This window comes from Streptomyces sp. NPDC053069 (assembly GCF_044546895.1).
Classification (GTDB): Bacteria; Actinomycetota; Actinomycetes; order Streptomycetales; family Streptomycetaceae; genus Streptomyces.
Map to the genome: position 1 here is coordinate 249,421 of NZ_JBITZN010000014.1, position 18,303 is coordinate 267,723.

General features: G+C 72.7%; 15 protein-coding genes and 1 pseudogene. 7 read left to right on the forward strand and 9 right to left on the reverse strand.

The window, feature by feature from the left end; genetic code table 11:
* Positions 1-18 precede the first annotated feature (18 nt).
* From ACIGXP_RS29755 to ACIGXP_RS29765, 3 genes are all read right to left on the reverse strand, one after another.
* Entirely contained in the window at positions 19-1,230 is a 1,212-nt protein-coding gene (locus tag ACIGXP_RS29755; protein WP_399773497.1) for a PH domain-containing protein, read from the reverse strand.
* Between the two features lie 113 nt (positions 1,231-1,343).
* Positions 1,344-2,063, reverse strand: a complete 720-nt coding sequence (locus ACIGXP_RS29760) for a TIGR03943 family putative permease subunit (RefSeq protein WP_399773500.1) — start codon at positions 2,061-2,063, stop codon at positions 1,344-1,346.
* On the reverse strand, positions 2,060-3,079 hold the full coding sequence (locus tag ACIGXP_RS29765) for a permease (protein ID WP_399773503.1): 1,020 nt from the start codon (positions 3,077-3,079) through the stop codon (positions 2,060-2,062). Before ACIGXP_RS29765 ends, ACIGXP_RS29760 begins: the two co-directional genes overlap by 4 nt.
* A gap of 160 nt (positions 3,080-3,239) precedes the next feature.
* Here ACIGXP_RS29765 and ACIGXP_RS29770 point away from each other — a divergent pair, with 160 nt between their 5' ends.
* On the forward strand, positions 3,240-5,042 hold the full coding sequence (locus tag ACIGXP_RS29770; protein ID WP_399773539.1) for an NAD-binding protein: 1,803 nt from the start codon (positions 3,240-3,242) through the stop codon (positions 5,040-5,042).
* Between the two features lie 7 nt (positions 5,043-5,049).
* Here the strand turns inward: ACIGXP_RS29770 and ACIGXP_RS29775 are convergent, their stop codons facing one another.
* A complete protein-coding gene (locus tag ACIGXP_RS29775; RefSeq protein ID WP_399773505.1) occupies positions 5,050-6,867 on the reverse strand; it encodes a S9 family peptidase in 1,818 nt (605 codons plus the stop codon).
* An 83-nt stretch (positions 6,868-6,950) separates the two neighbouring features.
* On the opposite strand from ACIGXP_RS29775, the gene ACIGXP_RS29780 reads away from it, so the two are divergent.
* Both ACIGXP_RS29780 and ACIGXP_RS29785 read left to right on the forward strand, forming a co-directional pair.
* Entirely contained in the window at positions 6,951-7,790 is an 840-nt protein-coding gene (locus tag ACIGXP_RS29780; protein ID WP_399773507.1) for a class I SAM-dependent methyltransferase, read from the forward strand.
* 43 nt (positions 7,791-7,833) lie between these two features.
* Positions 7,834-8,622, forward strand: a complete 789-nt coding sequence (locus ACIGXP_RS29785; RefSeq protein WP_399773510.1) for an SURF1 family protein — start codon at positions 7,834-7,836, stop codon at positions 8,620-8,622.
* 122 nt (positions 8,623-8,744) lie between these two features.
* Here the strand turns inward: ACIGXP_RS29785 and ACIGXP_RS29790 are convergent, their stop codons facing one another.
* The 4 genes from ACIGXP_RS29790 to ACIGXP_RS29805 all read right to left on the reverse strand — a co-directional run bounded on the left by ACIGXP_RS29790 (position 8,745) and on the right by ACIGXP_RS29805 (position 13,360).
* Positions 8,745-9,893 carry a hypothetical protein gene (locus ACIGXP_RS29790; RefSeq protein ID WP_399773512.1) on the reverse strand — a complete coding sequence of 383 codons (1,149 nt, stop codon included), beginning with the start codon at positions 9,891-9,893 and terminating at the stop codon, positions 8,745-8,747.
* Positions 9,894-10,021: 128 nt separating this feature from the next.
* On the reverse strand, positions 10,022-10,696 hold the full coding sequence (locus ACIGXP_RS29795; RefSeq protein WP_363215621.1) for a SigE family RNA polymerase sigma factor: 675 nt from the start codon (positions 10,694-10,696) through the stop codon (positions 10,022-10,024).
* Between the two features lie 314 nt (positions 10,697-11,010).
* Positions 11,011-12,072 (reverse strand): aspartate-semialdehyde dehydrogenase, encoded by a 1,062-nt coding sequence (locus ACIGXP_RS29800; RefSeq protein WP_363215622.1) that lies wholly within the window; start codon positions 12,070-12,072, stop codon positions 11,011-11,013.
* 16 nt (positions 12,073-12,088) lie between these two features.
* Entirely contained in the window at positions 12,089-13,360 is a 1,272-nt protein-coding gene (locus tag ACIGXP_RS29805) for an aspartate kinase (RefSeq protein WP_351243754.1), read from the reverse strand.
* A 196-nt stretch (positions 13,361-13,556) separates the two neighbouring features.
* Between ACIGXP_RS29805 and ACIGXP_RS29810 the strand changes: the two genes are divergently transcribed.
* Together ACIGXP_RS29810 and ACIGXP_RS29815 are read left to right on the forward strand one after the other, a co-directional pair.
* Positions 13,557-14,282, forward strand: a complete 726-nt coding sequence (locus ACIGXP_RS29810) for a sulfite exporter TauE/SafE family protein (protein ID WP_399773516.1) — start codon at positions 13,557-13,559, stop codon at positions 14,280-14,282.
* 95 nt (positions 14,283-14,377) lie between these two features.
* Entirely contained in the window at positions 14,378-15,112 is a 735-nt protein-coding gene (locus ACIGXP_RS29815; protein ID WP_399773519.1) for a dienelactone hydrolase family protein, read from the forward strand.
* A gap of 89 nt (positions 15,113-15,201) precedes the next feature.
* On the opposite strand, the gene ACIGXP_RS29820 is transcribed toward ACIGXP_RS29815, so the two are convergent.
* On the reverse strand, positions 15,202-15,387 hold the full coding sequence (locus ACIGXP_RS29820) for a hypothetical protein (RefSeq protein ID WP_399773521.1): 186 nt from the start codon (positions 15,385-15,387) through the stop codon (positions 15,202-15,204).
* 709 nt (positions 15,388-16,096) lie between these two features.
* On the opposite strand from ACIGXP_RS29820, the gene ACIGXP_RS29825 reads away from it, so the two are divergent.
* Both ACIGXP_RS29825 and ACIGXP_RS29830 read left to right on the forward strand, forming a co-directional pair.
* A complete protein-coding gene (locus ACIGXP_RS29825; protein ID WP_399773524.1) occupies positions 16,097-18,022 on the forward strand; it encodes a HAMP domain-containing protein in 1,926 nt (641 codons plus the stop codon).
* An 81-nt stretch (positions 18,023-18,103) separates the two neighbouring features.
* Positions 18,104-18,303: pseudogene (locus ACIGXP_RS29830) on the forward strand (poly-gamma-glutamate synthase PgsB); the annotation flags it as partial.

Below are 18,303 nucleotides of genomic sequence, written 5' to 3' on the forward strand. Positions count from 1 at the left end.
CCCCGGCACCCCGAAGTCCTATGCGAGTCGCGGCACTTGCGGCTCTGGCGGCGTCGGGAAACGGGTGGCTCGCCAGGCGAGGACGAACAGGGCGACCGAGACCAGCGAACCGACGGCCAGCCAGGTGACCGGCCCCGTGGCGCCGGCCAGGTCCGTGGGGTGGAGGTAGCACAGCGGCAGCAGCCAGGCGGCCGTACCGGCGAGGGCGCCCGCGAACGGCAGGACCGACGGCAGCACCTCGTCGTCGGGCCGCCGGAGCCGCCGCCCGCGCAGCCGCAGCAGCACCTGGGCCGCCGGACACCCCGCGACGAGGACGAGCGCGGCCGCCGTGACGGCCACACTGCCGCCCGTGATGACGTGGTCGTGCCAGACGTACCGCTTCCCCGCGACCTTCATCACCTGGCGGTGCCAGACGGTCAGTTCGACCCGGTCGCCGGGCTGGAACGCCTCGGCGGCATCGGCGGACACCGCCAGCCGGTCGGTCGGGTTGCCATGGGCGAAGTACAGATGGCTGGTCTGCTTCGGCCCGCGCGGATCGGTCCGGGAGATCACCGCCGGAAGGGTGGACAGACAGTCGTACGCGTCGGCGTCGGACGTCCCGGCCGCGCAGGGCACGGCCTTCTCCCAGGCCCGCTGGTGCGCCGTGGCGGCCGACACGAACCACGCGGCCGTTCCCGCCGCCACGAGCAGCAACAGGCAGGCACACAACCGGCCCGCCCAGCCGCTGCCCACGCTCTTGCCGGTGACATGGCGGACCGCGGTCGACTCGGGAGTGCCGTACCGACGGTGCATCCGGCGCAGCGCGGCCAGCCGTTCGGCGAAGGCCGGTTTGCCGTACCCGGCACTGGACGGCTGGGGCAGCAGCAGCCTCCGCCCACCCCGCAGCGCCACCATGACGCGCCGGTTCTCCCCGCCCCGGGGCAGGGTCTGCACCCGCACCAGCAGATCCGTGACCTCCTGCCACGGCACGCTGCGGCGGCGCAGCAACGTCCAGGTGTGCAGCCCGTAGGCGTCCGCGCGCGCCCAGCCCGTCACCAGGTACAGCGACCACGCGGCGGCCCCCACCAGGCACAGTCCGATGGTCACCAGCACGAGGGGGACGGTGTCCGGCAGCACGCCCGCACACCCCAGCCCCACTCCGGCGAGCAGTCCCCCGCCCGCCCCGATGTCCACCGACCAGCGGACGCCGTGCTTCCAGGGGGACCGGCAGAGCATGTCAGAGCTGTTCACGCCCGCGATTGTGCATCCGGGCCGCCGGGGTGTTCTTGTGCCGGTTCCGGCAATGAAGGAGGGTCAGGCGTTGCCTGGACCACGCTCACTTGACGACCTCGTGCGCGGATGGCTCAGGTGTTCCAGGTCTCGTCGTACGGGTCGTGCGGTACCGGAACCGGTTTGGCCGACGTGACCTTCAGGTACGGGATGGGGCCGCCGTTGACGGGATCCCGCGTGAGCCGGGGCGAGTAGGTGCCGGTGACCTCCAGCCAGGCGTCCGGCCGCAGGACCGGCGGCAGGGTGCCGGTCAGGGCGATCTTCACCGGCTGGGCGTCCGCCGCGCAGCAGTTGAGGGCCATGCGGACCAGGTACGGCGCGCCCGAGTGGTCCAGGGCGAGGAAGCCGGTGACGCGGACCGTGCGGCCGTGCAGGGAGCGGCCGTGGCCGTAGGCGGCGCGGGAGGCGTAGTCGATCACGGAGAGGGGGGCGGGGTCGGCGGTGGGCAACGCGCCGTAGGCGTACGGCTTTTGCAGCGCCGTCCCCGAACGCAGGGCGCTGTAGGAGCCGAGGGCGGGCGGGGCGACCAGGATGAGGGCGAGGAGGGGGAGCAGCAGCAGCCAGGAGATGCGGGGTTCGGGGTGGGCGTGACCGTGTGAGCGGGCGGCGGCCCGGGCACGCCGGCGCTCGTACCAGACCGTCGCCACCGCCGCCGCGATCAGCACCACACCCGCGGCCAGCAGCAGCGGGCGCAGGCCTTCCTTGACGTAGCGGAGGTAGAGGCCGGTGCCGCCCGCGTGCAGGAGGGCGGCACCGAGCAGGAACAGGACGGCGGCCTGGGACTGACGGTTCACAGCAGCACCGCCGAGGTCAGTACGGCGCCCGCGATCGCCAGCGCGAAGGTGGCGGGGGCGAAGCGGAGGGCGAAGGTACGGCCGAAGGTGCCGGCCTGCATCGCGAAGAGCTTGAGGTCGATCATCGGACCCACGACCAGGAACACCAGCTTGGCCGTCGGCGAGAACTGGATGAGGGAGGCCGCGACGAACGCGTCCGCCTCCGAGCAGATGGACAGCAGCACGGCCAGGACCGCGAGGGCGAGCACGGAGAAGACGGGGTTTCCGGCCGCCGTGCGCAGCCAGTCCGCCGGGACCGCCGCCTTCAGCGTGGCCGCCGCCATCGCGCCGAGCGCCAGGAACCCGCCGGCGTGCATGGTGTCGTGCCGCACCGAGTTCCAGAACGCCTCCCCCTTCGTCGCGCCCTCGTGCGCACCGTGGGCCGGCGGGCGCAGCCAGTCGGTGCGGCCCAGCCGTTGCCACAGCCAGCCCATCGCGCACGCCACCAGCAGGCTCGCCAGGAAGCGGCCCAGCACCATCTCCGGGTCGTGGGGGAAGGCGACGGCGGTGGCGGTCAGCACGATCGGGTTGATGGCGGGGGCGGAGAGGAGGAAGGCGAGGGCGGCGGCCGGGGACACGCCCCTGCGCACCAGTGCTCCGGCGACCGGCACCGACGCGCATTCGCAGCCCGGCAGCACGGCGCCCGCGATCCCGGCGACGGGGACGGCGAGGGCGGGGCTGCGCGGGAGGGCGCGGGCGAAGAACGACGGCGGCACGAACACCGCGATCGCCGCCGACAGCAGCACACCGAGCACCAGGAAGGGCAGCGCCTGCACGGTCACCGCGACGAACACCGTCATCCAGCTCTGCATCGCCGGGGTGCCGAGGAGCCCGCGGATCGGGGACTGGGCGAGTACCGCCAGCAGCAGCGTCAGCACCAGCACCAGCGGGGAGCTGAGCCGGCGGCCCTCCTGGGCGGCCGGTACACCGGTCGGGGTGACCTCCGCGCCGGGCGGGGCGTCTTCGGTGATGGCCACGGGTGGATACCTCCGGCTGTACTGGCTCCCTCCCCCTCAGTACGCGCAGTGTCCCCCGGGTGTTCACACCGCTGCTGGAACCACCCTTCTCCCTGGGGCACTCTTTCACCTCGTGGCGAGCGTTCCGTATCAAGGGGGGCCCAGTGCCCCGCCGGCGCACATGGTGGTGTGCGGTGACGACGGGCTCGCGCACCGGCTGGCCGCCGAGTTGCGCGGGGTCTACGGCGAGCAGGTCACCCTCGTGGTACCGCCGAACGAGCGCACCGCCAGACCCCCGGTGGTCGGCCGGGCCCGTTCCGCGTCGGCCGCGCTGTTCGACCGTGTGGTGAGCGCCGCGGTCGGCCGCGGCGGCGCCGGATCCGCGCACACCGCGCCGGCCACGAGCACCGGCGGCGGGGGCAACGGGGGTGACGGTGCACGCGTGCTGGAGGCCTTCGAGGTCACCGAGGCCGTGCTCGCCGAGGCCGGGGTGGAACGGGCCGCCGCGCTCGCCCTCGTCTTCGACGACGACGAGACCAACATCCGGGCCGCGCTGACCGCCCGCCGGCTCAACCCGCGGCTGCGGCTCGTCCTCCGGCTCTACAACCGCCGGCTGGGCCAGCACATCGAGGAACTCCTCGACCAGGCCGCTGCGTTGGCGGCCGGCAACGGCGAGGGCGGCTCGGACGCGTCCACCACCGTGCTGTCCGACGCCGACACCGCCGCACCCGCATTGGCCGCCACCGCCGTCGCCGGCACCAGCAAGGTCGTACAGACCGAGGGGCTGCTGCTGCGCGCCGTCGAACGGCCGTCGGCCGGATCCGGGCTGTGCACGCTCGCCCTGCTGTCCCCGCCGGGCGCGGATCCCGAGGGCGGCGGGGAGCAGGAGCCGCGGCTGCTGCCCGACGACGACGAGGTACGGCAGGCCGCCGGGCGGGCGGCCGTGGTGCTGGAGCAGGTGTCGTCGGCGGGCGGCGGGGAGTCGGCCGCGCCCGGCCGAGGCGGAGTACCGCCGCTCGCCTCGCTGTTCTCCCGGCGGCTGCGGTGGTCGCTGGCGGGCGCGACGGCGTGCGTGGTCGCGCTCGCCGTGGCGCTGTGGGTGGTCACGCCGGGGATCCATCCGCTGCGTGCCTTCTACTACACCCTCCTCGACCTGTTCGCCATCGACGACCCGGCCATCGGCGCGCCGCTGGGCCGGCAGATCCTCCAACTCCTTTCCGGACTCGTCGGGTTGCTGCTGCTTCCGGTGCTGCTGGCGGCCGTGCTGGAGGCGCTGGGCACCTTCCGCACGGCCTCCGCGCTGCGCAAACCACCGCGCGGACTCGGCGGCCATGTGGTGCTGCTCGGGCTCGGCAAGATCGGCACCCGGGTGCTGACCCGGCTGCGCGAGCTGAACATCCCCGTCGTGTGCGTCGAGTCCGACCCGGAGGCACGGGGCCTTGCGACCGCGCGCAGGCTGCGGGTGCCGGTGGTGTTCGGGGACGTCACCCAGGAAGGGGTGCTGGAGTCCGCCAAGATCCACCGGGCGTACGCACTGCTCGCCGTGACCAGCGCGGACACCACGAACCTGGAGGCCGTGCTGTACGCGCGGTCCGTACGGCCCGACCTGCGGGTGGTGCTGCGGCTGTACGACGACGACTTCGCCACCGCCGTGTACCGCACGCTGCGGGCCGCGTACCCGCACGCCCTGACCCGGAGCCGGAGCGTCACCCATCTGGCCGCGCCCGCGTTCGCCGGGGCGATGCTCGGGCGGCAGGTGCTCGGCGCCATCGCGGTGGAGCGGAGGGTGCTGCTGTTCGCCGCGGTCGATGTCGCCGGGCACCCCCAGCTGGAGGGACGGACGGTGCGGGACGCCTTCCGGGCCGGGTCCTGGAGGGTACTGGCCCTGGAGGGACGGACGGACACGGCACCGGACCATGTGCTGTCGAACGAGGACCGGGTCGTCGTCGCCGCCACTCGCAGAGGCCTCGCGGAACTGCGCTGACCCTCGCTCAGGAAGCACCCAGGTGCCGGGCCGCGAAGTCCATCTCCAGTCTCACCTGCTTGATCCGCTCGTCCACCACCAGTGAGCCGTGCCCGGCGTCGTAGCGGTACACCTCGTGGGGCGCGCCTCTCATTTCCAGGCGCTTGACGTAGTTGTCGATCTGGCGGATCGGGCAGCGCGGGTCGTTGACGCCCGCCGAGATGTAGACCGGGGCCTTGACGTCGTCGACGTAGGTCAGCGGGGACGAGGCCTCGAAGCGCTCGGGGACCTCCTCCGGGGTGCCGCCCAGCAGGGTGCGGTCCATGGCCTTCAGGGCCTCCATCTCGTCGTGGTACGCGGTGACGTAGTCCGCGACGGGCACGACCGCGATGCCCAGCGTCCACGCCTCGGGCTGGGTGCCGAGGCCGAGCAGGGTGAGATAGCCGCCCCAGGAGGCGCCGGTGAGGACCAGGCGGGCGGGGTCGGCGAGGCCCGAGGACACCGCCCAGTCCCGGACCGCGGCGACGTCCTCCAGCTCGATCAGGCCGACCCGGTGCTTGAGGGCGTCGGTCCAGGCGCGGCCGTAGCCGGTGGAGCCGCGGTAGTTGATGCGGATCACCGCATAGCCCTGGTCGACCCAGGCGGCCGGGCCCGCGGCGAAGGAGTCGCTGTCGTGCCAGGTCGGGCCGCCGTGCAGGTCGAACACCGTCGGCAGGGGGCCGCTCGCACCCGCCGGCTTCTGGATCAGCGCGTGGATGCGGCCACCGGGGCCCTCCACCCACGCGTCCTCCACCGGCACCGACGGCGGGCAGGCCATGCCGGGCGGATCCAGCACCACACCACCGGAGGTCGACCGCACCGCCGGGGGCTCGGCGGCCGACGACCACAGGTACTCCACGCTGCCGTCCGGGCGAGCCGTCGCGCCGGAGACCGTGCCGGGCGGGGTGGGGATGCGGGTCAGCTCGCGGCTTCCCAGGTCGTAGCGGTACAGCTCGCTGCGGGCCTCGAAGCCATGGGCGATGAGCAGGGCCGAGCCGTCCGGGTACCACTCGGCGCTGACGTCACCGGGGAGGTCCAGGGCGAGGTCGGTCTCCTCGCCCGTCGTCACGTCCCACACCAGCGGCTCCCAGCGGCCCCGGCGCTGGTGGCCGATGAGCAGGCGGGTGTCGCCGTCGACCGGTGCGAAGCCCAGCACCTCCAGGCCCAGCTCCTCGGTGCCGCCCTTGGTGTCGTCCAGCTCGGCGACCGGCGTGCCGTCCGGGCGGAGCACGCGCAGCGCCGCGTGCATGGCGTCGCCGTGCTCGGTGTGCTCGACGGCGATCAGGGAGCCGTCGTGCGAGAGGTCGCCGACGCCCGCCGACTCGCGGTGCCGGTAGATCTCGACCGGGTCCTGGCCCTCGCGCGCCAGGTGGATCGTCGTACCGTCCTCGTCCGTGGAGCGGCCGACGACCGCCGTGCGGCCGTCGCGGGCCAGGGCCAGGCCGGCCGGGTAGGAGGGGTCGAGGCCGGGGACGGCGGGCTCGTCCGCCCCTCCTCCGAAGGGCTGGCGGCGCCAGATGCCGAACTCGTCGCCGTCCTTGTCGTCGAACCACCAGATCCAGGCGCCGTCCGGGGAGAGCACGCCGTCCGTCGTGCCGTTCGGCCGGAACGTCGCCTGCCGCTGCTCGCCCGTCGCACGGTCCCAGGCGTACAGCTCGTACGTGCCCGTCGCGTTCGACACGAACAGGGAGCGGTGCGGCGCGTCCTCCGCCCAGTCGGGCAGCGACACCCGCGGCGCACGGAAGCGCTTCTCCCAGTCCGGCATGCCGGCCGCGTCCCGCGCACCCGGCCCGTTGCTCTCACTCATCGCCCCAGTCATGCGCCCATACTGCCTGGCCGCGCCGACAATTGGGTGGCGAGTGTGCGCAGCCTGTGGATAACTTCCCGACCATGAGCACGCAGGTCGACCATCATTCCGCACCCGACGGCTGGCGCGAGGACAACCGGGCCATGTGGGACGAGAGGGTCCCCGTGCACGTCGCCGGTGAGTACTACGACCTCGCCGGCTTCCGCGCACACCCGGACGTCCTGCGGGACTTCGAGGCGGCCGAGGTCGGCGACGTCACCGGCAGGACGCTCCTGCACCTGCAGTGCCACATCGGGACGGACACCCTCTCCTGGGTCCACCGGGGCGCCGCCCGCGTCGTCGGCCTGGACTTCTCCGCACCGGCCGTCGAGGCCGCCCGCTCCCTCGCCGCCGACCTCGGCCACGGGCCCGAACGCGCCGCGTTCGTCACCAGCGACGTGTACGACGCGGCCGACGCCGTACCCGAGGCGTCGTACGACATCGTCTACACCGGGCTGGGCGCGCTGTGCTGGCTGCCCGACATCCGCCGCTGGGCCGAGACGGCCGCCTCGCTGGTCGCGCCCGGCGGCTTCCTGTACCTCGCCGAGTTCCACCCGATCACCGAGGCCCTGGACGACGCGACCGGCTCGCGGATCGTGCGCGACTACTTCGCCCGCGACGGGCAGGTGTGGGAAGAGCCCGGCACCTACGCCGACCAGGACGCCGTGACCGTCCACAACCGCAGCGTGCAGTGGCAGCACACCCTCGGCGACGTCGTCTCCGCGCTCGCCGCGACCGGGCTGCGCATCGAGTTCCTGCACGAACACGACGTCTCGCTCTTCCCGCGCTTCGAGAACTTCGAGGTCCGGGACGGCTACCACCGCTTCCCGGCGGACCACCCGCGCATCCCGCTGATCTACTCGCTCAAGGCCACCAAGGGCTGACCCGCGGGCAGCGATGCGGCACGGGCGCCGTACCGTGGGAGGCGTGTACCGGTTTCTGCTGACACCCCGCTGGTGGGGCATCAACGTCTTCGTGCTGCTCGCCATCCCGTTCTGCGTCTTCATGGGGTCCTGGCAGCTGAGCCGGTTCGAGGGGCGGGTCCAGGACCACCGGGCCGCGACCGAGCAGGCCGCGTCCGACCGGCACGAGACCGCACGTCCGCTGGAGGCGATGCTGCCCGTCGACAAGGCCACCTCGGGCCGCCGGGTCACCGCGAGCGGGCACTACGGCAAGCAGCTGCTGGTGCCCGGCCGGCAACTGGACGGCAAGAACGGCTTCTACGTCCTCACCCTGCTGCGCACCGGCTCCGGCAAGGCGCTGCCGGTCGTGCGGGGCTGGCTGCCGGGCAAGGCGGACCCGGCGAAGGCGCCCGCGCCGCCGAGCGGTGAGGTCACCGTCACCGGCGCGCTGCAGGCGTCCGAGACGCCCGGGGACAACGGGGTCAGCGCGCAGGGCGGGCTGCCGGCGGGGCAGACCGCGGCGATCAGCTCGGCGTCGCTGGTCAACCTGGTGCCGGACCGGCTGTACGACGCCTGGGTCACGCTCGACCGGGCCGACTCCGGGATGAGGGGCGTGCCCGCGACGGCGCCGGGCGGTACCGGGCTGGATCTGAAGGCGTTCCAGAACCTCGGATACACCGGGGAGTGGTTCGTCTTCGCCGGCTTCGTGGTCTTCATGTGGTTCCGGCTGCTGCGGCGGGAGGCGGAGGCGGTGCGGGACGCTGCGCTGGGCCTGGTGCCGGAGGAAGCGCCGGAACCGGTGAGCAGTAGCTGACCGGTACCGGTGCGGGCCGGGGGCGGGATCGCTTGCCGGCCCGTGCAGGGTGCCGCTGCGCCCACCCGTGCCGCCCCGGCGGCACGACTGCCCGCAGCTACGGCGCCTGACCGCCGACGGCGCTAAGCCCCCGCCAGCACCCCGGTGTAGATCACGGTGCCCGCGCACTCCCCGGTCACCGTCGCCGTGGCCGACGGTGAACCGCCCTCCGCGGTATGCGTGACCTGCACGCTCCCGTCCGCCGTACCGCCCTCGGTCATCAGCTGGGTCGTGGGACCCGCCGAACCCCCCGAACCGCCGCCGTCGGCCGAACCGCCGGAGGCGTTCGCGTCCGGGGTGGGTGTCGGATCCGGCGAGGGCCGGCCCGGGTCCGTGCCGCCGGTGGGGTTGTCGCCGCCGGTGGTGGGGCAGGTCTCCGAGGGTACGAAGGCGAACTTCTCCTCGTAGGCCGCGCCCGGCTGCAGGAGCAGCCCGGTGACCTCCAGCGAGGGGTCGGGCAGATCGGTCGCCGCGTCCCCGGCCACATGCCGGGTACTGCTGATCTTGGCCTGTTCGGCCGCGCCCACCGCGGTGGGGGTGATGGTGCCCGCACCGGCGACGGTACAGGCGGCGGCGGAGGTGTTGACGACGCGGAACGTGCCGTAGACCACGCCCGCGGAGTTGGGGACGTCGGCGGTGCCGGTGGCGGAGCCCAGCTGGGCCGCCGTGCACGTGGGTACGCCGCCCGCGGTGAGGGTGGCGGACGGGTTGGCGCCGCCGGTCGAGCCGGTGGTGCCGCCGCCGGGCTTGCCCGTCTCACCGGGCTTGCCGGGCCCCTTGTCCGGCTGGGCGCTCGCGCTGCTGGTGCCCCTCCGGGGGCCCTTGTCGCCGCCCTTGTCCCTGCTCTGCCCGGTACCGCCCTGGGCCTGGGAGGACTGGCCGGCCATGGCGGTGTTGTAGTCGGTGTCGCCGGCGCGGGAGACGTGCACGAGCGCGGGGATCGCGGTGCCGATGAACAGGGCCGCGGCGGCCATGCCGACGGCGGCCTGCCGCTTGCGGGCCCGCCGCGCGGGGACGGCCCGGCGCAGCTGGTCCAGCGTGCCGACGCGCGGCTCGATGTCGTCGACGGCGGAGTGCAGCATCCGGCGCAACGCCGCCTCGTCGGCGCCGAGCCCGTCCCGGTCCGGGCCGGACCCGTCCAGGTCCTGGCCGAGCCCGTCCCGGTCCGCTTCGGGCCCGGTGGGGCCGTGGCGGCGGCCCTCGGTGCCCTTTTCGTCGGGGCCGTGGTTCACAGTTCCGTTCCCAGCGTGCGATTGCGTGTGCTCTTGCTCGTCCCGCTTCGTCGGTTCGTGCCAGGCGAAGGGCTCGTGACGTTCGTGGGAGTGGCGCTCATCGGAATCGCCCCCTTCGGCTCGCTCGCTCATGCCGGTGCCTCCATGGCCACCCGCAGCGCGGCGATCCCCCGTGACCCGTACGCCTTCACCGAACCGAGGGAGATGCCGAGGCTCTCGGCGACCTGGGCCTCGGTCATGTCCGCGAAGTAGCGCAGGACCAGGACCTCGCGCTGGCGGCGCTGCAGGCCCTTCATCGCCTTGATGAGGTCGCGGCGCTCCAGCTGGTCGTAGGCGCCCTCCTCCGCGCTCGCCATGTCCGGCATCGGCTTGGAGAGCAGCTTCAGGCCGAGGATGCGGCGGCGCAGGGTCGAGCGGGAGAGGTTGACGACGGTCTGGCGGAGGTACGCGAGGGTCTTCTCGGGGTCGCGGACGCGCTTGCGGGCCGAGTGCACGCGGATGAAGGCCTCCTGGACGACGTCCTCGCAGGAGGCGGTGTCGTCGAGGAGCAGCGCGGCGAGGCCGAGCAGCGAGCGGTAGTGCGCGCGGTAGGTCTCGGTGAGGTGGTCGACGGTCGTACCGACGGCCTCGGTCGCCGCGGCATCCTCGGCACCGTCACGCTGACTGGGTATGCGGGCGGGCCGCGCTGCGGGCATGGGCGCGATCACCGGCATGCCGCCGGGCGTGCGGGGCCGGAGCGCCGCACGGGGCGGCCGGAGGGCCGCCGTGCCGCGGACCGCACTGAGTTCGAGTACCTCTGCCACGCCAGTTGGACACGCCTGCCCCCGCCAGGGTTGTACGTGCCGGGCGTCACATGTGCGACGACCGGCCGTACCTCAAGTGCCGTCATGCGTCCCGCTCTTCCCTTATATTCCGATATGGGTGGGTCCCCGCACCCGACCCGGTCACGGCGTCCCCACGCCCGAAGAGTGACCGCAAAGACGCTCCCCGTCCGCCGCAAGGTTGCGGGGACGGGGAGGGAAATCCTCTGTTGCCCTGGGCAATGGTTTCAAGTGGTTCGGACCATGCTTCCGGCCACACTTCTTACACAGATCCTACAAACCTGCTCCTGACGGGCCTAAGCCCGGTCGCCCCGCTCCGCCGCGACCAGTTCCGCGATCTGCGCGGTGTTCAGCGCGGCCCCCTTGCGGAGGTTGTCGCCGCACACGAAGAGTTCGAGCGCGGTCGGGTCGTCCAGGGCCCGCCGCAGCCGGCCCACCCAGGTCGGGTCGGTGCCCACCACGTCGGCGGGGGTGGGGAACTCGCCGGCGGCCGGGTCGTCGCACAGCACCACACCGGGCGCGGTCGCGAGGATCTCCCGGGCCCGGTCGACCGTCACCTCGCCCTGGAAGCGGGCGTGCACGGTCAGCGAGTGGGTGGTGATCACCGGGACCCGTACGCAGGTCACGGCGACCGGCAGCTGCGGCAGCCCGAGGATCTTGCGGGCCTCGTCGCGGACCTTCATCTCCTCCGACGACCAGCCGTCCTCCCGCAGGGAGCCGGCCCAGGGGACGACGTTCAGGGCGACCGGATCGGGGAACGGCCCGGTGTCCTCGCCGACGGCCCGCCGTACGTCGCCGGGCTTGGTCCCCAGCTCGGTCCCGGCCACCAGGGACAGCTGGGCGCGGAGCGTGTCCACGCCGGCCCGCCCGGCCCCGCTCACCGCCTGGTACGACGACACCACCAGCTCGCGCAGCCCGAACTCGGCGTGCAGCGCGCCCAGGGCGACGATCATCGTCAGGGTCGTGCAGTTGGGGTTGGCGACGATCCCGCGCGGGCGGACCCGTACGGCGTGCGGGTTGACCTCGGGTACGACGAGCGGCACCTCGGGGTCCAGCCGGAAGGCGGCGGAGTTGTCGACGACGACCGCACCGCGCGCGGCGGCGATCGGCGCCCACTGGGCGGCGACCTCGTCGGGGACGTCGAACATCGCGATGTCGACCCCGTCGAAGGCCTCTTCGCTCAGGGCCGTCACCTCGACCTCCTCCCCGCGCACGGCCAGCTTGCGGCCGGCCGAGCGGGGGGAGGCGATCAGGCGGATCTCGCCCCAGATGTCCGCGCGCTGGGACAGGATCTGGAGCATGACCGCGCCGACGGCTCCGGTCGCTCCCACGACCGCGAGCGTCGGCTTGCTGGTCATCGGCCTGTACCCGGGATCAACGGCCGGTGCCGCCGTAGACGACGGCCTCGTCGGTGTCCGAGTCGAGCCCGAAAGCGGTGTGCACGGCACGGACGGCCTCCGGCACGTCGTCCTTGCGGGTGACGACCGAGATACGGATCTCGGAGGTCGAGATCAGCTCGATGTTCACGCCCGCGTCGCTCAGCGCCTCGAAGAAGGAGGCGGTGACGCCCGGGTTGGTCTTCATACCGGCGCCGACCAGCGAGATCTTGCCGATCTGGTCGTCGTAGCGCAGCGAGTCGAAGCCGATGCCGGAGCGGCTCTTCTCCAGCGCGTCGATGGCCTTGCGGCCCTCGGTCTTCGGCAGCGTGAAGGAGATGTCCGTCAGGCCGGTGGAGGCGGCGGACACGTTCTGCACGACCATGTCGATGTTGATCTCGGCATCGGCGATGGCCCGGAAGATCGCGGCGGCCTCACCCGGCTTGTCCGGCACGCCGACGACCGTGATCTTGGCCTCGGAGGTGTCGTGCGCGACACCGGAGATGATGGCCTGCTCCACCTTCTTGTCCCCAATCGGCTCACTGCTGACCCAGGTGCCCTGCAGTCCGCTGAAGGACGACCGCACGTGGATCGGGATGTTGTAGCGGCGGGCGTACTCCACACAGCGGTGGAGCAGCACCTTGGAGCCGGAGGCCGCGAGCTCCAGCATGTCCTCGAAGGAGATCCAGTCGATCTTCTTCGCCTTCTTCACCACGCGCGGGTCGGCGGTGAACACGCCGTCCACGTCGGTGTAGATCTCGCAGACCTCGGCGTCGAGCGCGGCGGCGAGCGCCACGGCCGTCGTGTCGGAACCACCGCGGCCCAGCGTGGTGATGTCCTTCTTGTCCTGGCTGACGCCCTGGAAACCGGCGACGATCGCGATGTTGCCCTTGTCCAGCGAGTCGCGGATCCGGCCCGGCGTGACGTCGATGATCCGTGCTTTGTTGTGGACCGAGTCGGTGATGACGCCTGCCTGGCTGCCGGTGAAGGACTGGGCCTCGTGGCCCAGGTTTTTGATCGCCATCGCCAGCAGGGCCATGGAGATCCGCTCTCCGGCGGTCAGCAGCATGTCGAATTCGCGCCCGGCAGGCATCGGAGAAACCTGCTCGGCGAGATCGATCAGCTCGTCCGTCGTGTCGCCCATCGCGGAAACGACGACGACAACCTGGTTGCCGTTCTTCTTCGCTTCCACGATCCGCTTGGCGACGCGCTTGATGCCTTCGGCATCGGCTACGGAGGAGCCTCCGTACTTCTGCACGACAAGGCCCACGTGCGCTCCTCGCTCGGTTCGTTTGTGTCGGCTCAGTCTAACGAGCGCCCGAATCCCACCACCGTGCTCCCGCATGGTGAGACGTCGGCCGTCGTGTTCCGGAAGGGCTCTTGCCCACCGGGCCGGGGACCACGCGGAAAGTGCCCCGGGTCACAGCGAGCACCGCTAGCGTTCCCTTCCATGAGGGGGGCATGACATGACGGAAACGCTGCTCGCCGGGATCGTCCTGCTCGGCGGATGCGTGCAGTGGCTGACCGGCATGGGCTTCGCGCTGGTCGCCGTACCGGCGCTGGTGCTGCTGCTCGGCCCCGCCGAGGGGGTGGTGCTCGCCAACTGCGCCGCCGGGGCCATCAGCGTCGTGGGCCTCGCGGGCGGCTGGCGCCGCGTCCGTCCCGCGGCCATGGTCCCGCTGTGCCTGGCCGCCGCCTGCACGGTCCCGGCGGGCGCCTGGATGACCCGCCAACTCCCGCGTCCCCTCCTGCTGGTGGTGATGGGCGGGCTGGTGACGGCGGCCGTCCTGCTCGTGATGCGCGGCGCCCGGGTGCCGGCCCTGCGCGGCGGCAAGGGAGCGGTGACCGCGGGAGCGCTGGGCGGCTTCATGAACGCGGCGGCGGGGGTGGGCGGCCCACCGGTGTCGTTGTACGCCCTCAACGCGGGCTGGACGGTACGGGACTTCGTGCCCAACGCCCAGTTCTACGGTGTCGCCGTCAACGCGTTCTCGATCGCTGCGAACGGCACGCCCCGCCTGACCGGACCCCAGTGGGCGGTGGCCGTCGCCGCGCTGGCGCTGGGTGCCCTGACCGGCCACACGATCGCCGACCGCATCCCCGAACACCGGGCCCGCCATCTGGTTCTCCTGTTGTCCCTGGCGGGCGGCGCGACGGCGATCACGAAGGGGCTGTGGGGAATGGGGGCGGCTTGACCCCGCTCCGGCCACATCGCACCGTCCGACGGCGAACTCCCTTTCCCCTGAGTAGAGTTCACGCCGAAAACCGATGATCGAGGTACGGGGGAACGATGATGACCGGTCAATGGGAGACACTCGGCGAAGCGGGCGGCATCGAGGCGTACGTGCACCGCGCGACGGGTGAGGTGCGCGGCGCCGTGGTGGTCTGCTCCGAGCTGTACGGGGTGAACGCCTACGTCCGCGACACCTGCGCGGAGCTGGCGGCAGCGGGGTACACCGCGCTGGCCCCCGACTACTACTGGCGCAACGCGCGCCGCACAGAACTCGGATACTCCGCCGAGGAACGCGAGGACGGCCTGGTGCTGATGCGCGCGCTGGACCGGGACGAGCTGGTGGCCGACGCCGCGGCGGCCCTCGCGGCGGCACGCGGGGAGGCCGGGGAGCGGGGCGTGGCCTTCCTCGGGCTGAGCATGGGCGGCCACATCGCGGTACGGGCGGCGACCGAGCTGAGCTTCGAGCTGGCCGCCGTCTTCTACCCGGGTTGGCTCCTGAACAGCGGCTTCCCCCTGGTCGGCCCGGTGCCTCCGCTGGAGACCAGCGAGCGGATCGCCGAGGGCGGTGCCTTTCTGCTGGGCTTCCGCGGCGAACTGGACCACATCATCCCGGCCGAGGAATGGGAGCAGGCCGAACAGCGCCTCACCGAGGCGAAGGTCCCGCACGAACTGGTGACCTACCCCGGCGCCCGGCACGGCTTCGCCTGCGCGGACCGCCCGGCCGACTACGACCCGCAGGCCGGCGCGGACGCCTGGCGGAAGGTCTACGCCGCACTGGAGTCCCACCTTTAGTCTCGCGCCCTTCGGTACCGCTCTGTCTTGAGACCCCGTTCGGCGTAGAGCCACAGACCGGTACACCTCGGCGTGTAGTACTGGGGTCACTACCGACATCGTCTGCGCGGGCGGCGGCGGGACGCGGTGTGGGTGCACTTCCTGCCGGCGGCGTCGTGCACCGCTACGACTGTCGGCGTTCCGGCGCTGGAGGGCGAGGCCTGGCCGCTGCGCCGGTACAGCGAGCCGACTCCGACCGCGCCGTACGTCGACGCGGCGGCGCTGCTCGCGGTCACTTCCCCTGCCGGATCCCCAGCGGTGCGCCGCTCTCCTGCGCCATGACGCGGCGGCCAGGGTGGAGCGCTCGGCGGCGGCCAGGGCGGAGCGCTCGGCGGGAGTGGGGCTGCGGTGGCCGCCGTCCCGGGGAAGCCGTCGACGTGGCCGCGGAGGTCGGCCGCCAGACGCAGGAGGCGCGCTGGTGCGGGCTCGGGGCCCTGCGCGGTCATGAGCGCAAAGGTGGTCGAGACCGCGGCCGCGCTTGTGGTGAGAGCGATCAGCAGGGCCTTTCGCCGCGTCGGGAATCGGGCTGGGGGCTCGTTCGTGAATTCGCAGTTCCTCTGTATGAGAGAGACCGCACCGACACGGGTTGCGGTCACATCATGTGGCACCCGTCACAGGCTCAACTGACGGGAAATTTGCGGTTGTCGATGAACCCGCCCATGACTTCCCTCGTCTTGGAGGTCGCCTGCAGCTGTGGTTGCGAACGTCGCCCCCGGGGCGGTCGCGGACACCGCCGGCATCTCCATGCAAGCTGCGTTCTGACTGTTCAGGAGTGTTCTCATGCAGGCAGAGAAGCCTGCCCCTCACCCCCGCAAGGTGCGACGCCGGCGCGCGGACATGCCGCTGCTCGGTGGTGTCCGCCCACCCATAGCCCTGTTACCGAGCCTCTTGGCGGCCGTTTGCGCCCTGACCATATTTACTGTCGGGAATTCTCAAGACCATGACGTGTCCCGCGCCGTCTCCGAGTCCCAGAGGGATATCGCGACCGATTCCGCGCTTTCTCTGGGAGCGTCTCTGGAACAGAGCGCACAGGATCTGCACGATGCCGTCGAGCTGCTCGGCGGTGGCAGCCGGAAAAGCCCTGACGCGATCCTGACGTCCCTTACGAACGTCTACTCCAAGTGGCGCGGGCTCGCCGTCGTGGACACCGGCTCGGGCCGGCTGCTCGCGGCGCGCGGAGAGGCCGTGCCGCTCGACGGACTCACCGCGGCCGACCGTGGCAACGGTGGACTGCGGCCCCGGCTCGTCGCCGGGCGTTCCGGCGCTCCCCGGTTGCTGTCCTTCGCCTCCCTCGACGGAGCCGCGGGCAAGAGCCGGCTGGTCGTCTCGTCCGCGACACTGCGCCTGCCGAGCGAGCAGGACGCCCGCTCCACCTTCGTCACCGACAGCGGCGGCCGCATCATCGCCGCCGTCGGCAAGAACGTCACCAACACGGCCCTGCGTACGGCAGTCGAGGACGGAAAGGTCGACCTGCGCCGCGCGGGCCGGGGCTATCTCGTCATCGGACGCGCGGCCGTGCCCGACGGCGACCGCGTCCGCGGGCTCGGGCTCTCCGTGGCCACGGCGGTTCCGGTACCGGCCGGGACCGCCGCGCACGGCAACAGCCTCATCGGCCCCGTGGCAGCGGGCGTGCTGCTCGCGATAGGCCTCCTCGTCACCTGGCTGCTGGTCCGTCATGTGCAGCGCCCGCTGCTCCGGCTGCACCAGGAAGCACGCCGCCTCGCAGGCGGGGACGTCAAGCGTCCGGTGTCGGTGCGCGGGTGGGGGGAAGCCGCACGGATCGGACGGTCGCTGGAGTCGCTGCGCCGCCGGCTCTCCGGGGAGAGCGATGCCTCCGGCCCGGCCCTCGCGCCGTCCCGCCGCGCCGGTCTGCGCATCGTCGTCCTGTGCTGCGCCGCCCTCGTCACGGCCTGGGCCGTGGCGCTGCCCCTGCTCAGCTTCGCCGAAGGGCGGACGCAGGCGCCGGCGCAGGCCGCGCAGGACCAGCGGCACCGCGCCCAGGCCGCCGCCGACCGCGTCCGGCGCACCCTCGACGAGAACGTCGCCGACCTCTCCTCGATCGCCCAGCTCGCCGACGACAGCCGCGGCGGCATCTCCGCCGTACTCCACGAGCAGCTGCTCCGGCACGAAGCCTGGCGCTCCCTCTACCTCGTGGATGCGGGCGGCCACGTCGTCGCACGCTCCGGCGAGGCTCCGTACGGCATCGACCGCGCCGCCGCCGCCAGGTCCGTGAAGCCGGGTGCGCCCGCCGTGCTCCAGCTCAACACCTCCGGCACGACGCCGGTCTCGGCGGCCGTGGTGCCCGTGGGCGACGGCAGGCGCAAGCTCTTCGCCGAACTGCGGCCGGACGCCTTCAACGGCGTCCTGAACCGCCCCGGCCTCGGCCGGTCGTGGCTGGTCGACGCGCGAGGCAGGATCATCGCTGCCAACGGGGGCTTCATCGCCTTCAGCACCCCGCCGGGCCATGGCCGCACCACCCTCGCCGCCGACGCCGACGTGAGCGGGACACCGGCCGTCGCGGGCCTGCACTGGCGGGTCGTCACCCACAAGCCGCTGTCCTGGACGCGCCTCGCCGCGTACGAGACGGAGCGGCACGCCGAGCTGGCCGGGCTGCTCGCCTTCACGGCGATGCTGCTCTGTCTGGGCTGGCTGGAGCTGGCCGTCCTGCGTCCGCTGCGCGCCCTCGACCGCTCGGCGGCGGCACTCGCCTCGGGTGACCGGACCAGTGTGATCTACCCCGTCCACCACGACGAGGTGGGCTCCGTGGCCCGCAGCCTCGAACTCGTCCGGCAGCAGCTGGTCGCGGCGGGACGCCGGCGGCGCGACCACGCCCCCGCCACCGAGCGGCGGCCCCAGCCCCAGAGCACCTGAGCACCTGAGCACCTGAGCCACTCCCGTCCCAGAGCACCTAGCCGCCGCTCCCCTCAAGAGCCCGCCCCGAGAAGCAAGGTCATGCTCTTCCTCTACAGCGTCCTTCTCATCAGCTCCCTGGGCCTCCTGATCGCCGGCATGGTCGAACAGCGCAGGCACTACGACAACCTCGCCGCGATACCCCAGCGGGTGCTGGTCAACGGCATCCGCGGCAAGTCCTCCATCACCCGGCTGTGTGCGGGCGCGCTGCGCGGCGGCGACCTGGTCACCGTCGCCAAGAC

Excerpts from the sequence above, each read along its gene's own strand:
- ACIGXP_RS29770 (WP_399773539.1), top strand. The coding sequence starts at position 3,240 with ATGGTGGTGTGCGGTGACGACGGGCTCGCGCACCGGCTGGCCGCCGAG.
- ACIGXP_RS29775 (WP_399773505.1), bottom strand. The coding sequence starts at position 6,867 with ATGAGTGAGAGCAACGGGCCGGGTGCGCGGGACGCGGCCGGCATGCCG.
- ACIGXP_RS29780 (WP_399773507.1), top strand. The coding sequence starts at position 6,951 with ATGAGCACGCAGGTCGACCATCATTCCGCACCCGACGGCTGGCGCGAG.
- ACIGXP_RS29800 (WP_363215622.1), bottom strand. The coding sequence starts at position 12,072 with ATGACCAGCAAGCCGACGCTCGCGGTCGTGGGAGCGACCGGAGCCGTC.
- ACIGXP_RS29810 (WP_399773516.1), top strand. The coding sequence starts at position 13,557 with ATGACGGAAACGCTGCTCGCCGGGATCGTCCTGCTCGGCGGATGCGTG.
- ACIGXP_RS29815 (WP_399773519.1), top strand. The coding sequence starts at position 14,378 with ATGATGACCGGTCAATGGGAGACACTCGGCGAAGCGGGCGGCATCGAG.